Here is a 14,057-nt window from a genome sequence, read left to right as displayed (position 1 = left end):
GACCGCGCCGGGCGCCGAGGGGCCGCACCCGGGTCACTTGGCGAGGTGCTCCGGCCCGAAGGCCTGCGGCAGCATCCGCTCCAGCGGCAGGATCCCGGCCGGGGTCTCCAGCAGCAGGTCCGGCCCGCCGAACTCGTACAGCAGCTGGCGGCAGCGCCCGCACGGCACGAGGATGTCGCCCTTGCCGTCCACGCAGGTGAAGTGGGTCAGCCGGCCGCCGCCGCTGTTCTGGAGCTGCGAGACCAGACCGCACTCGGCGCACAGTCCGATGCCGTAGGAGGCGTTCTCGACATTGCAGCCGGTGACGGTGCGGCCGTCGTCGACCAGGGCGGCCACGCCGACCGGGTAGCCCGAGTAGGGGGCGTAGGCCCGGCTCATCGCCGCCCGCGCCGCCTCGCGCAGGGCCGCCCAGTCGACGGTCGGCGCGCTCTGTGTCACTTGCCCTGCCCCTTCCGGTACGGCAGTCCGTCCGCCTTCGGCATCCGCAGGTGCTGCGCGGACAGCGACAGCACCAGCAGGGTGACGATGTACGGGGTGGCGGTGACGACCTGCTTGGGTACGTCGCTGGTGCCGGCGTACCAGACGAACATCAGCGCCGAGATCACGGCGGTGATGACGGCCGGGACGAGCTTCCTGCGCCACACCAGGTACGCCACCCCGCACACCAGCAGGATCGCCAGCAGCAGGATCAGCGCGTGCACGTTGGTGGTGCCGCCGCGCAGGTTCAGGCTGTCGGTGTAGCCGAAGAGCCCGGCGCCGAGGGCGAGGCCGCCCGGCATCCAGTTGCCGAAGATCATGGCCGCGAGGCCGATGTAGCCGCGGCCCGCGGTCTGGCCGTCGAGGTAGACGTTCGAGGCGACGATGGACAGGAAGGCACCGCCGAGGCCGGCGAAGCCGCCGGAGATGATCACGGCCAGGTACTTGTACTTGTAGACGTTGACGCCGAGGGACTCGGCGGCCACCGGGTTCTCGCCGCAGGAGCGCAGCCGCAGCCCGAAGGCGGTGCGCCACAGCACCCACCAGGACAGCGGGACGAGGGCCACGGCGACGACGGTGAGCGGCGACAGGTCGGTGATCAGGCCGCCGATGAGGCCGGCCACGTCGGAGACCAGGAACCAGTGCTTCTCGTTGAGGGTGTCCAGCCAGCCCGACAGGCCGGGGATGTCGAAGGTGCCCAGCGAGTCGATCGGCGGGGACTGCTTGGAGGAGCCCTGCGGGACGCCCTCGAAGGTGAACTTCGACAGATAGCGGGTGGTGCCGAGGGCCAGGATGTTGATGGCCACACCGGAGACGATGTGGTTGACGTTGAACGTCACCGTGGCGACGGCGTGCAGGATCGCGCCGAGGCAGCCGCCGACGATGCCGAACAGGACACCGGTCCACGGGCCCCACTGGTAGCCGGCCCAGGCGCCGAACCAGGTGCCGAGGATCATCATGCCTTCGAGGCCGATGTTGACGACGCCCGCCCGCTCGGCCCACAGACCGCCGAGCCCGGCGAGGCCGATCGGCACGGCCAGGCGCAGCGCGGTGGACATCTGCCCGGTGGAGGTGATGCCGTCGGCGCCGGTGATCAGGCGGACGACGGAGGTCAGGACCAGGACGCCCGCGATGATCAGCAGGAGCACCGGCAGGGAGAACCGGCGGCTGCCCCGGCCGGGCTGCTTCGCCTGCGGCTTGGCGATGGTCGCGGTGGTCATCGGGCCGCCACCTCCTTCTTCTCGGAGTTGTTCTGGGCGGCGGCCACGGCGAGTTCCAGGCCGACCTGCTTCTGCTGGCGGCGCAGACCCCACTGGCGCACGGCCTCGTAGGAGATGACGACCGCGAAGACGATCAGGCCCTGCATGATCGTGGCGATCTCCTTCTCGTACGCCACCGGGGTGGCGTAGTCGAGGGCGGGGGACGCCTTGTCGAGGAAGGCGATCAGCAGCGCGGCGACGGCGATGCCGACCGGGTTGTTGCGGCCGAGCAGGGCGATGGTGATGCCGGTGAAGCCGAGACCGGTGGGGAAGCTCAGGCTGTAGGTGTGGGCGTCGCCGAGCAGCAGCGGCAGGCCGGAGAGGCCCGCGACCGCGCCGGAGATCAGCATGGCGGTGAGAACCATCTTCTTGGCGTCGACGCCGGAGGCCGCGGCGGCGGACTCGGACTCGCCGGTGGCGCGCAGGTCGAAGCCGAAGCGGGTGCGGTTGAGGACGACCCAGTAGACGACGCCCATGGCGATGGCGAGGAAGACCAGGCCGTAGATCTCGCCGACGTCCGAGCCGAGGTCGATGCCGGGGACCCAGCCGGAGTCCTTCATGGTGCCGGTGGTCGAGTTGTTGCCGACCTGCACGCCCCACACGCTGTTCAGGGTGAGGTAGCCGATGAGGCTGGTGGCGATGGAGTTGAGCATGATCGTCGCGACGACCTCGCTCACGCCCCGGGTGACCTTCAGGACGCCCGCGATGCCGGCCCAGAAGGCGCCGGTGAGCATGCCCACGAGGAGCAGCACGGGGATCTGGAGGAAGGACGGCAGGGCGAGGTGGGCGCCGACCACGGCGGTCACCATCGCGGCGAGCCGGTACTGGCCGTCGACGCCGATGTTGAACAGGTTCATGCGGAAGCCGACGGCGACCGCGAGCGCGGCCAGGTAGTACATGGACGCCTGGTTCAGGATCAGCACCTGGACGTCGGAGTACCCGGCCTGCTGAAGCATCAGCGTGTACGGCTCGATCGGGTTCTTGCCCGAGGCGATCAGCACGACCGAGGTCAGTACGATCGCCGCGACGAGCGCGATGACCGGGCCGGCCACCGCGAGGAGCACCCGCTCCTTGTCGAACTTCTTCATCGGGCCTCGTCCTCCGGACCGGCGTCGTCGGTGGTCTCTGCGGATTCCAGGTGGCCTGCGGCGGCACCCGTCATGGCCGAGCCCAGTTCCTCCGGGGTGATGGTGGCCGGGTCGGCGTCGGCGACGAACCTGCCGTTGTAGATCACCCGCAGGGTGTCGGACAGGCCGATCAGCTCGTCCAGGTCGGCGGAGATCAGCAGCACGGCCAGGCCCTCGCGGCGGGCCTCGCGGATCTGGTCCCAGATCTGCGCCTGGGCACCGACGTCCACGCCCCGGGTGGGATGGGCGGCGATGAGGAACTTCGGGGCGTGGCTCATCTCGCGGCCGACGATCAGCTTCTGCTGGTTGCCGCCGGACAGGGAGGCGGCGGTGACGTCGATGCCGGGGGTGCGGACGTCGTACTCCTCGACGATCCGGCGGGTGTCGGCCTGGGCGCCCTTGGGGTCGAGCCAGAAGCCCTTGGCGTTGGGGCGCTCGGTGACGTGCCCGAGGATGCGGTTCTCCCACAGCGGGGCTTCCAGGAGGAGGCCGTGGCGGTGGCGGTCCTCGGGGATGTAGCCGACGCCGGACTCGCGGCGCCTGCGGGTGGGCCAGGGGGTGATGTCCTCGCCGAGCAGGCTGATCGAGCCGGAGTCGGCGTGCTTGAGGCCGATGAGGGCCTCGATCAGCTCGGTCTGGCCGTTGCCCTCGACGCCCGCGAGGCCGAGGACCTCGCCGGCGTGGATGGTGAAGGTGATGTCGTCCAGAGCGAGGCGTACCGTGCCGCGCTTCACCTCGTCCATCAGCATGCCGGCGGGCGTCATCTTGTTGAGCTTGATGGCGCCCTTGTCGATGACGGTGAGGCCATGCACCTCAAGTACCGGGCGGTCGGTGACCGTCGACTCGGCGGTCTCCGGCGTCGGCAGTTCGCTGCCGACCATCATCTCGGCGAGCTGGCGCGGGGTGGTCTCGGCGGGGACGGCGGTGCCGACCGTGGTGCCGCGCCGGATGACGGTGATGTCGTCGGCGACCGAGAGGACCTCGCCCAGCTTGTGGGAGATGAAGATGACGGAGAGGCCCTCGGACTTCAGTTCGCGCAGGTTGTCGAAGAGCGCGTCGACCTCCTGCGGGACCAGCACGGCGGTCGGCTCGTCGAGGATGAGGGTCTTGGCGCCGCGGTAGAGGACCTTGAGGATCTCCACCCGCTGGCGGTCGGCGACGCCGAGGTCCTCGACGAGGGCGTCGGGACGCACGCCGAGGCCGTACCGGTCGGAGATCTCCTTGATCTTCCTGCGGGCGGCGCCGCCGATGCCGTGCAGCTTCTCGCTGCCGAGGACCACGTTCTCCAGGACGGTCAGGTTGTCGGCCAGCATGAAGTGCTGGTGGACCATGCCGATGCCGCGGGCGATGGCGTCGGCGGGGCTGCCGAAGGCCACCTGTTCGCCGTCGACGGTGATGGTGCCCTCGTCCGGCTTCTGCATGCCGTAGAGGATCTTCATCAGGGTCGACTTGCCGGCGCCGTTCTCGCCGACGAGGGCGTGGACGGTGCCGCGGCGGACCGTGAGGCGGATGTCGTGGTTGGCGACGACTCCGGGGAACCGCTTGGTGATGCCCGCGAGCTCGACCGCGGCTGTCGGCTGAGCGGTGAGCGGAGGGCTGCTGGACGCGTCGATGGCGCACTCTCCTCAGGAAAGGGGCCGCTCTACGCGCGTAGCGCCCCTGCTTTACGTAGTGCCCTGAATCGATCGGATTTTTTTCCGTCCCGATCTTTTCCGAGCATTCTGCCGCGCGAACGGGGTGCGGAGACCTGTCATGCCTCCCGCACCCCGTTCCCTGGCTGTGACGCTGCCACGCTGCCATCGCAGCGTCGCCCTGACCATGCCCGGGAAGGTTCCAGGCCGGTCACGACCGGGTCAGGAGGTCTTGACCTTGATGGCGCCGCTCTTGATGCCGTCCTCGGCCTTCTTCAGCGCGGCCTGGAGGTCGGCGTTGTTCTTGAAGACGGGGTTGGAGTCGGCCAGGCTCACACCGCCGGTGGCCAGGCTGGCGCGCACCTCACCGCTCTGCGGCTTGCCGTCCTTGACGGACTTGGCCAGGTTGTACACCGCGCCCTGGACGTCCTTCATGGCCGAGGTGAGGATCGAGTCCTTGTACTTGGCCAGCGCGTCCTGCTTGTACTGGTCGGAGTCGACGCCGATCGCCCAGATCTTGTGCGCGGCGGCGGCCTTGATCACGCCCTGACCGGACAGGCCCGCGGCGGCGTAGACGACGTCGGCACCGGCGTCGATCTGGCCGTTGGCGGCGTTCTCGCCCTTGTCGGGGCTGGCGAAGCCGCCCTCGGCGGCCGTCTCGGTCAGGTACTGCGACTTGACCTTGACGCCCTTCTTGGTGTCCTCGACGCCCTGCTTGAAGCCCGCCTCGAACTTGTGGATGAGCGGGACGTCCACGCCGCCGACGAAGCCGACGGTGTTCGACTTGGTGGTCTTGGCGGCGGCGACACCGGCGAGGTAGGACGCCTGCTCCTCGTGGAAGACCATGTCCACCACGTTGGACGCCTTGATCTGCTCGTCGTCGACGATGCCGAAGGTGACCTTCGGGTACTTCGCGGCGACCTCCTTGACGGCCGGCGCGTAGGCGAAGCCGACCCCGATCACCGGGTTGTAGCCCTGCTTGGCCAGGGTCTCCAGGCGCTGGACCTTGTCCGCGTCGGACTCGCCGTCCTGCGGCTCGACGGCCGTGCTCTTGTAGCCGAACTCCTTGTCGGCGCGCTCAAGGCCCGCCGTCGCGGCGTCGTTGAAGGACTGGTCGCCCTTGCCGCCGACGTCGTAGGCCAGGGCGAGGCCGAGGTTCTTGCCCTCGCCGCCCGAGGACTTGCTGGACGAACTGCCACAGGCGGAGACGGTGACAGCGAGAGCTGCGGTTGCAACGCCCGCAACCGCGATACGGGACACCCGGCGCATGGAAGGAGACTCCTTTGTGCAAGCGCCCAAACCAGGCGCTGGTTCCGCCGCAGCGTAACGCGCGTAGACCAGACGGAAAACCCCTTCTGTCCCCTCCGTTACCGACCTGTGGCCGCACGGAGGCCGCCGCCGCGGCCGCCCTCACGGACAGCGCCGCGCCCCTCGCGCAAGGCGAGGGACGCGGGCGCGGAAGCGGCCGGACAGGGACCGCGGAGCGGCCCGGCAGGTCCCGCGTCCCCCCGCCCGTCCGGACCACTCCACGTCCTGCTCCACCTCCACCTCCACCTCCGCCTGCTACTCCACGCGGACGGTGACCTTGCCGTCGACGATGTCCTGCTTCGCCTTGTCGACGGCGGCGACGACGTCCTTCATGGCCTGGTACTTCGGGTTGGAGTCGGCGAAGCCCACGGCGCCCGACTTCAGGTCGCCGCGCACCTCGCCGGTGCGCGGTTTGCCCTCGACGACGGACTTGGTCAGGTCGTACACCGCGCCGCCGACGTTCTTCAGCGCCGAGCCGAGGATCCAGTCCTTGTACTGCGCGAGCGCCGACTGCTTGTACTGGTCGGAGTCGACCCCGATCGCCCACACCCTGTGCGCGGCGGCGGACTGGATGACGCCCTGTCCGGACAGGCCCGCGGCGGCGTACACGACGTCGGCGCCGGCCTCGATCTGGCCGTTGGCCGCGTCCTTGCCCTTGTCCGGACTGGCGAAGCCGCCCTCCTGCGCGGTCTGCGTCAGATACTGCGACTCGACCTTGATCTTCGGGTTCACGGACCGGGCGCCCTGCTCGAAGCCTGCCTCGAACTTGTGGATCAGGGGGATGTCGACACCGCCGATGAAGCCGATGTGGTTCTTCTTGGTCGCCTTCGCCGCGGCCACCCCGGCGAGATAGGAGCCCTGCTCCTCGTGGAAGAGCAGGTCGGCGACGTTGGACGCCTTGACGGTGTCGTCGTCGACGATGCCGAAGGTGATCTTCGGGTACTTGGCGGCGACCTCCTTGACGGCCGGCGCGTAGACGAAGCCGACACCGACGATCGGGTTGTAGCCGGCCTTGGCGAGCTGCTCCAGGCGCTGCACCTTGTCGGCGGTGGACTCGCCGTCCTGCGGCTCGATGTCCCGGCCGCCGATCCTGAACTCCTTCTCCGCCTTCTCGAAGCCCGCGAAGGCGGCGTCGTTGAAGGACTGGTCGCCCTTGCCGCCGATGTCGTACGCCAGGCCGATGCCCTTGCCCGAGTACGCGCCGGACGCGGCGGAGCCGCCCCCCGGGTCGGTGCTGGACTTGCCGCAGCCCGCGGCCAAGAGCGCGACGACCGCGACAGCCACCGCGGCCTGGGAGAAACCGGTCCTCCGGGAGTTCGTACGCACAGCAAGCACCCCTTCTTGCCACGGCGCCGTCACCGGCGCGCGCCCCATGTGCCGCCCCTGGTGGCGAGTCCGGCGCACAGTAACGCGCGTAGAAGGAGGGGGGAACGGTGTTTTTCCGCGCCGTTACCGAACCGTGCCGCCGCGGGAGGGGGCCGTGGGAGGGGTGCCCGGGGGCGCCCCTCCCGCGGCGGTGCGCCGGACCGGGCTCAGTGCGTCGGGTGCAGCAGCGCCGCCGCCGTGAAGAGCTCCACGCCCACGCGGATCGCGGACTCGTCGGCGTCGAAGTCGCCCTGGTGCAGGTCGCGCAGGGTGCGCTCGCCGGGGGTGCGGACGCCGAGGCGGGCCATGGCGCCGGGCACGTGTTCGAGGTACCAGGAGAAGTCCTCGCCGCCCAGGCTCTGCTCGGTGTCCTCCACGGAGGACGGGCCGCGCCGGGCGGTCATGGCCTCGCGCAGCAGTTCGGTCGCTTCCGGCTCGTTGACCACCGGGGGCACACCGCGCACGTAGTTGATCTCCGACTTGGCCTTGTGCAGGTTGGCGACCTCGTCGATGGCGGCGACCACGATGTCCGGGGCGTGCCGCCAGGCCTTGATGTCCAGGCAGCGCACGGTGCCGGCCAGCTCGGCGTGCTGCGGGATGACGTTGGGCGCGTGCCCGGACTCGATACGTCCCCAGGTCACGGCGAGGCCGGCGCGGGTGTCGATGCGGCGGCCGACGAGGGCGGGCACGTCGGTGACGACACGGGCGGCGGCGGTGACCAGGTCGGTCGTCAGGTGCGGCCGCGCGCTGTGCCCGCCGGGACCGTCGAGGGAGACCTCCAGGCGGTCGCAGGCGGAGGTGATGGCACCCTGGCGCAGGCCGATCATCCCGGCGTCCACCCGCGGGTCGCAGTGCACGGCGAGGATCCGGCTGACGCCGCCGAGCACCCCGGCCTTGATCGCCTCGGTGGCGCCGCCGGGCAGCACCTCCTCGGCGGGCTGGAAGACCAGCCGTACGGGGCGGGCGAGCAGCCCCTCGCGGTGCAGCTCGGCGAGGACGAGTCCGGTGCCGAGCACCACGGTGGTGTGCACGTCGTGGCCGCAGGCGTGGGCGCGGTCGGGCACGGTCGAGCGGTAGGGGCTCTCGCTCTTGGTGTCCGGGATCGGCAGCGCGTCGATGTCGGCGCGCAGCGCCAGCATGCCGTGGGCGGCGTCCGGCTCGGTGGCGTTCTCGTCGATGCCCGTGTCGTCCTCGGCGTCCTTGCCGATGTCGCAGACGAGGCCGGTCCCGGAGGGGAGCACCCGGGGCCTGAGGCCCGCCTTCTCCAGCCGCGCCTTGATCGCGGCGGTGGTGCGGAACTCCTGGTTGCCTAGCTCCGGGTGCATGTGCAGGTCGCGGCGGAACGCGACGAGTTCGGCGAACAGCGCCTCCGGCAGCGTGCCGGGCAGGGCGTTCTCCGCGGGATGATCGGCCTCGGACTCTGGGGACATCAGTTGGTTCACCCTCTGAAGGGTATGACGCCGGGACGGTCAACTGCCCCTCGTTCAACAAAAGTTCAGCCCGTCAGGGGAAGAAGAGCCGGCCGTCGGCGCATAGGCGTCGAATGGGATGGGTACACTCGCCCGTCCTGCTCGGCCGAGTGGACCGCTTTTGTTCTTTTCTCCAGGCATACCACGTGCCGTCCGGATCACGCCCGAAATGTTCACCTGCTGGACGCCATGTTCCGCACACTGTGATCACCGGCGGGACTTGCCACCGTGTTCCCTTGCCGGCCCACCGGGGAGTCGCCGCCCGGCGGGCCGACGGTGATCACCCCTGGCCGATCACTCGCAGGGCGGCTGCATATGGTCACAGAGCGTAGTGATTCGGTCCCGTCACCACCCGGTGCACGCCGCGCGCGGTGCCGGTCACCCCGGAGAGGAAGCCCTCGGCGCGCGGAGAGGCCGTCGGCGTCAGCCAGCTCGGATCGATGTCGCACACGGCGACCCGCACTCCGGTGCCCGCCAGGGCCAGCGGCAGCGTGTGCACGACCGTGGAGGGGAAGCTGAGGACCGTACGGCCGATGGGGCCGCGGCGGGCCGTCAGCTCCAGGGGCAGTTCGGGGCGGACCACCTCGAGGCCGGTCTCCACCGCGAGCCGGTGCAGTTTCTCGGTGCTCTCGCGGCGGTGCGCGAAGTAGCGGCCGGCGCCGTGCGCCTGGGCCAGCGCGCGGACGGCGGCCAGGTAGCGGTCGCAGTCCACCACGCCGGTCTCCACCAGGGAGGTGCCCACCAGATCCGTGCCGGTGGTGACGCGGGGCGGTCCGAAGCGGGCACGGGTCCACACGAAGCGGTTCGCAGTGACGCTCACCCCGTCCGGGACCGTGCCGAGCGGCATGGAGGAGAAGACCTCCACCCGCCGCCCGTCCCGCCCGGCGGCGGGTGCGAGGCGGCGGCGGGCGGCGGCGGACACCGGGGCGAACAGCAGGTCGCGGGGGCCGGGCCGGCCGCCCTTGCGGTGCCAGCGCACCAGCCGCTCGCCGCGGCAGAGCTGGGCGGTGAACTCCATGGTCGCGGTGCCGTCGTCCACGACCACCAGATCGGGCGCCCCGGTGATCGTCAGCAGCAGCTGCACGTACCGCGAGTACGGGTCGCCCAGCACCACCCGGCCCGCCCGGCGCAGCCGCCCCGCCAGCGCGCCGATGGTCCGGAACGGCGCCGAGGCCCCGCCCCGCGCCTCCTCCCACCGCACCTCGTACCCCTCGTCCCGGGCCAGTTCGGCCATGCGGCGCAGCTGGCCCCGGGTCATCGGGTCGGTCGGGGCCAGCACGACCAGCGTGAGCGGGTCGCGGACAGGTCCGCCGGGCGGGTGCGGCGGGGGGTGCCCGCCGTCCGTGGCCGGGCGCCGGACGCGGGCCGCGAGGCCGCGGGCGTGGGCCCACTCCAGGACGTTCAGGAGCTGGACGGGACTCTCGACGAAGGCGAGCGTGGGCGTGGGCGTGGGCGCGGGGGCGTATACGGCGGCGGGGTCGGGGCCCGCGGTGCCGGGGCGGGGGGCGCCGGGGTGGGGGGCGCCGGGGTGGGGGCGCCGGGGTGGGGGGCGCCGGGGTGGGGGGTCATCGGCGTACGACCGTTCCGTCGCGTGCGGGTGGGAGGGGGGACGGTCTCGGCCTCACACCGAGACCGGCTCGCCCGCCGCCGCGGCGATCTCCGCCTCGGCCACCACACCGGCGACGCGGCGCAGCTTCTTCATCGGGGCCCGCTCGGAGTCGTAGACCTTCTTCACGCCGTCACCGAGCGAGACCTCGATGGTGCGGATGTCGCGGACGAGGCGGGTCAGGCCCTGCGGCTCGACGGAGGCGGCCTGGTCGGAGCCCCACATGGCGCGGTCGAGGGTGATGTGCCGCTCGACGAAGGCGGCGCCGAGCGCGACCGCGGCGAGGGTGGTCTGCAGGCCGGTCTCGTGGCCGGAGTAGCCGATCGGGACGTTCGGGTACTCCTTCTCCAGCGTGTTGATCACGCGGAGGTTCAGCTCCTCGGCCCTGGCCGGGTAGGTGGAGGTGGCGTGGCACATGAGGATGTTGTCGGAGCCGAGGACCTCGACCGCGTGCCGGATCTGCCTCGGGGTGGACATGCCGGTGGAGAGGACGACCGCGCGGCCGGTGTCCCGCAGCGCGCGCAGCAGTTCGTCGTCGGTCAGCGAGGCGGAGGCCACCTTGTGGGCGGGCACGTCGAACTCCTCCAGGAAGGCGACGGACTCGGTGTCCCACGGGGAGGCGAACCAGTCGATGCCCTTCTCCCTGCAGTACGCGTCGATCCGGCGGTACTCGTCCCGGCCGAACTCGACGCGGTGGCGGTAGTCGATGTAGGTCATCCGGCCCCAGGGGGTGTCGCGCTCGATGTCCCACTGGTCGCGCGGGGTGCAGATCTCGGGGGTGCGCTTCTGGAACTTGACGGCGTCGCAGCCGGCGTCGGCGGCCACGTCGATCAGCTTGAAGGCGTTCTCCAGCTCGCCGTTGTGGTTGATGCCGATCTCGCCGCAGATGTAGACGGGGCGGCCGGGGCCGACCTCGCGGGAACCGAACGTGCGCAGGCGGGAGTTGGTGCTCATCGGGATTCCTTACTCGGGGAGGGGGCGAGGGAGGGACCGAGGATCCAGTCGGCGATCTCCCGGACGGCGCCGTGGCCGCCGGGGACGGTGGTGACGGCGCGGGCGGCGGCGCGTACGGCGTCGTGGGCGTCGGCGACCGCCACCGGCCAGCCGACGAGGGCGAGGCACGGCAGGTCGTTGACGTCGTTGCCGACGTAGAGGACGCGCCCGGGGGCGATGCCCTGCTCCTCGCACCACTGCTCGAGGGCGAGGTCCTTGCGGTCGACGCCGTGCAGCACCGGCAGTCCGAGCTTGCGGGCGCGGGCGGCGACGACCGGGTTGCGCTCCGTGGAGAGGATCAGCATCTTCAGGCCGCTCCTGCGCAGCGCCGCGATGCCGAGTCCGTCGCCGCGGTGCACGGAGACGAACTCCCGCCCGTCGGAGTCGATCAGCACCCGGTCGTCGGTCTGGGTGCCGTCGAAGTCGAGGACGACCGCGTCGATGTCGGCGGCCGTCGGGCGCGGGCCCGCGGGCACCGCGTCGGCGTCGAACAGGGGCGCGAGGGCGCGGGCGCGGGCCAGGTCGTGCGGGTCGTCGATCTCCAGGACGCGCGCCGGGTCGGTGCGGACCGGCTCGGTGCGGCCGAAGAAGCGGTGCCGGTGGACACGGAAGCCCGCCGCGTCCATCGCGTAGGCGGCACCGGTCTCCAGCAGGTCCTGCGGGCGGTCCTGGCGGCGGGGGCGGAAGGACTTGTCGTGGTTGACGCCGTAGCCGCCGGTGGCGGGCTCGATGGTGACGGTACCGGCGCGCGGAGCGTCCGCGCCGTGTGCGCCCCCCACCGCGGCCGCGCCGGTGTACGCGGGATCCACCCCGGCCGCCACGCCCGCCGCGCCCGCCACGCTCGCCGCGCCCGCCGCGTCCTCGGCCGACCGCCACAGGAACCCGTGGAAGGCCGCCACGGTCACCGCCGTGTCCGCGCCGTCCTCGACGACCGCGCGGGCGACCCCGTCGATGTCCTCGCGGGTCAGGAACGGGCTGGTGCACTGCACCAGGAGCACCACGTCGACCGCCGCGCCGCGCAGCGCCTCGTGGGCGTCCAGCGCGTGCAGGACGGCCGCCTCGGAGGTGGCGGTGTCGCCCGCTATCGCGGCCGGCCGCAGCACCACCTCGGCGCCCGCCCCGCGGGCCACCGCGGCGATCGCCCGGTCGTCGGTGGAGACCACGACGTCCGTCACGAGCCGGGCGGCGCGGCACGCGCGCACCGCCCGTGCCACCAGCGGGACGCCGCCGACGGGGGCGAGGTTCTTGGCGGGCACGCCCTTGGAGCCGCCGCGCGCGGGGATCACCGCGAGGACGCGGTGCGCCGGGGCGCCCTGGCACGCTTCCGGGTGGGACATGGCTTCTGCTCCTTGACGTGGGGCCGGGCCGCTCGCGTACGGGACCGGACGGCCGGGGCGGGGGGCCGGGCCGCTCACAGCTCGCCCATCCGCCGGATCACCGGTGCCACGCGCTGCACACCGTGGCGGTAGGCGCCGCGGGCGGCGCGGCGGAGGGTCCGCCGGACCGCTCCGGGCTCCCGGCCGGCGGCCGGTGCGCCCGGCAGCGGCGCGCCGTCGGGCCCGAGGTGGTGGCGGGCGAGGAGGCCCGGCAGATAGCCGGGCGCGGTCGTGGGGGTGTAGTAGGGGGCGAGCGGGGGCAGCGCGCCGCGCTCGCCGAGCAGGCCGGCGATCTTCTCCCGGGCCTCGTCGAAGGCGGTGGCGTACGCGTCCTCGCCGGGGGTGCCGGGCCCGGCGGGCGCGCCCCCCGGAGCGACGCCCTGCCGGGCCAGCCAGTCCTCCTCGGGCACGGGCCGGTACCCGGCATCCAGCCGGTCCCAGGAGGCGAGGCAGCCGGAACCGGTGAAGTGGTGGTTGCCGAGCGCCTCGCGCACCCCGAGGTCGGTGAGGACGGCGGTGGGTACCCGGCGGTGCAGCGCCTCCAGGGCGGCGGTGGAACTGACCGTCACCAGCAGGTCGGTGCGGTCCAGCACCTCTCCCATGTGCCCGTGGACCAGGCGCAGGTTGGGCGGCAGCGTGAGCCGGCGCGCCAGCTTCTGGTACGGCAGTTCCTCGATGTGGGTGGTGTGCTCGCCCGGCTTGGAGCGCAGCTTGAGCAGCACCTCGCGCCCGGGGTGCAGCCGGGCGTGCCGGATCAGCCGCTCCAGCAGGTAGGCGCGGTCCCGGCGGCTCTCCGGCACGGAGGGCTGCGCGGCGAACACCACGGTGTACGGGTCGTGCGCGCCGGTGTAAGGGGCGCCGCCGAGGAAGGGCAGGGCCGCCTCGGTGACCGCGGCCGCGTCGGCGCCCACACCCTCGTAGACGGCGCGGAAACGCTCCGCGTCCTGACGGGAGTTGGCGAGCACGAGGTCGGCGCCGTGCCGCAGCAGCAGGCCGTCGGTGAGCTTCTCGTAGACGACGCCGACATAGCCGGTGACGACCACGGGCCGCCGGGCGGCGCCCTGCCAGGTGTGCCGCAGCCCGTGCAGTACGGCCTGGACGCCGCCGCCGACGAGGGCGAGGACGAGCAGGTCGTAGGGCTCGGCTGCGGTGTCCTGCCGCAGCCCGTGCAGGAACTCGGCCGCGCTCACCTCGCGGAGCGAGTCGGCGCGGACGCCGACCTCCGTCAGCTGGCGGGGGGTAGGGGTGGCACGGCCCCGCAGGAGGTAGCCGTCGAGCCGGACGGCGGCGCCGGCGGGGGCGACGCGCTGTGCGGTGAGCGCACCCCATTTCCATCTGGTGTCAGAATCGGCGAGAACGGCGGCCCGGAGGGAGTTCGTTGCACTTGCTGCCACGACGAAAACGCTAGGAAGGCATTTCTAGATCCGGCCCAACCTGAATGCAACA

The 14,057-nt window shown here is 72.1% G+C and carries 11 protein-coding genes; all 11 read right to left on the bottom strand.

What is annotated here, in order from left to right; all coding sequences use genetic code 11:
- Positions 1–33: 33 nt before the first annotated feature.
- The 11 genes from A8713_RS19630 to A8713_RS19580 all read right to left on the bottom strand — a co-directional run bounded on the left by A8713_RS19630 (position 34) and on the right by A8713_RS19580 (position 14,005).
- The gene (locus A8713_RS19630; protein ID WP_018565039.1) at positions 34–438 is read right to left on the bottom strand and encodes a cytidine deaminase; all 405 of its coding nucleotides are present in this window, start codon (positions 436–438) and stop codon (positions 34–36) included.
- Complete coding sequence (locus A8713_RS19625; protein WP_064534880.1) at positions 435–1,697, bottom strand: ABC transporter permease; 1,263 nt, start codon at positions 1,695–1,697, stop codon at positions 435–437. Before A8713_RS19625 ends, A8713_RS19630 begins: the two co-directional genes overlap by 4 nt.
- Positions 1,694–2,824, bottom strand: a complete 1,131-nt coding sequence (locus A8713_RS19620) for an ABC transporter permease (RefSeq protein WP_064534878.1) — start codon at positions 2,822–2,824, stop codon at positions 1,694–1,696. The genes A8713_RS19625 and A8713_RS19620 overlap by 4 nt, the downstream gene beginning before the upstream one ends.
- Positions 2,821–4,476 (bottom strand): ABC transporter ATP-binding protein, encoded by a 1,656-nt coding sequence (locus A8713_RS19615; RefSeq protein WP_064534876.1) that lies wholly within the window; start codon positions 4,474–4,476, stop codon positions 2,821–2,823. The genes A8713_RS19620 and A8713_RS19615 overlap by 4 nt, the downstream gene beginning before the upstream one ends.
- Before the next feature lie 240 nt (positions 4,477–4,716).
- Entirely contained in the window at positions 4,717–5,763 is a 1,047-nt protein-coding gene (locus A8713_RS19610; RefSeq protein WP_064534874.1) for a BMP family lipoprotein, read from the bottom strand.
- 294 nt (positions 5,764–6,057) lie between these two features.
- Positions 6,058–7,086, bottom strand: a complete 1,029-nt coding sequence (locus A8713_RS19605) for a BMP family lipoprotein (RefSeq protein ID WP_064534872.1) — start codon at positions 7,084–7,086, stop codon at positions 6,058–6,060.
- 248 nt (positions 7,087–7,334) lie between these two features.
- The gene (locus A8713_RS19600; protein WP_064534870.1) at positions 7,335–8,597 is read right to left on the bottom strand and encodes an amidohydrolase; all 1,263 of its coding nucleotides are present in this window, start codon (positions 8,595–8,597) and stop codon (positions 7,335–7,337) included.
- Between the two features lie 358 nt (positions 8,598–8,955).
- On the bottom strand, positions 8,956–10,041 hold the full coding sequence (locus tag A8713_RS19595; protein WP_443069765.1) for a hypothetical protein: 1,086 nt from the start codon (positions 10,039–10,041) through the stop codon (positions 8,956–8,958).
- Between the two features lie 216 nt (positions 10,042–10,257).
- Complete coding sequence (locus A8713_RS19590; RefSeq protein WP_064534868.1) at positions 10,258–11,196, bottom strand: N-acetylneuraminate synthase family protein; 939 nt, start codon at positions 11,194–11,196, stop codon at positions 10,258–10,260.
- Complete coding sequence (locus A8713_RS19585; RefSeq protein ID WP_064534866.1) at positions 11,193–12,572, bottom strand: acylneuraminate cytidylyltransferase; 1,380 nt, start codon at positions 12,570–12,572, stop codon at positions 11,193–11,195. Before A8713_RS19585 ends, A8713_RS19590 begins: the two co-directional genes overlap by 4 nt.
- Positions 12,573–12,646: 74 nt before the next feature.
- Entirely contained in the window at positions 12,647–14,005 is a 1,359-nt protein-coding gene (locus A8713_RS19580) for a DUF6716 putative glycosyltransferase (protein WP_064534864.1), read from the bottom strand.
- Positions 14,006–14,057: the final 52 nt, after the last annotated feature.

The organism is Streptomyces sp. SAT1 (assembly GCF_001654495.1).
In the GTDB taxonomy this organism is placed as follows: domain Bacteria; phylum Actinomycetota; class Actinomycetes; order Streptomycetales; family Streptomycetaceae; genus Streptomyces; species Streptomyces andamanensis.
This window is presented reverse-complemented; position numbering and strand designations above follow the sequence as displayed.

What these genes read in the sequence shown, in the direction of transcription:
- A8713_RS19600 (WP_064534870.1), bottom strand. Translation starts at nt 8,597, where the DNA reads ATGTCCCCAGAGTCCGAGGCCGATCATCCCGCGGAGAACGCCCTGCCC.
- A8713_RS19620 (WP_064534878.1), bottom strand. Translation starts at nt 2,824, where the DNA reads ATGAAGAAGTTCGACAAGGAGCGGGTGCTCCTCGCGGTGGCCGGCCCG.
- A8713_RS19585 (WP_064534866.1), bottom strand. Translation starts at nt 12,572, where the DNA reads ATGTCCCACCCGGAAGCGTGCCAGGGCGCCCCGGCGCACCGCGTCCTC.
- A8713_RS19610 (WP_064534874.1), bottom strand. Translation starts at nt 5,763, where the DNA reads ATGCGCCGGGTGTCCCGTATCGCGGTTGCGGGCGTTGCAACCGCAGCT.
- A8713_RS19590 (WP_064534868.1), bottom strand. Translation starts at nt 11,196, where the DNA reads ATGAGCACCAACTCCCGCCTGCGCACGTTCGGTTCCCGCGAGGTCGGC.
- A8713_RS19625 (WP_064534880.1), bottom strand. Translation starts at nt 1,697, where the DNA reads ATGACCACCGCGACCATCGCCAAGCCGCAGGCGAAGCAGCCCGGCCGG.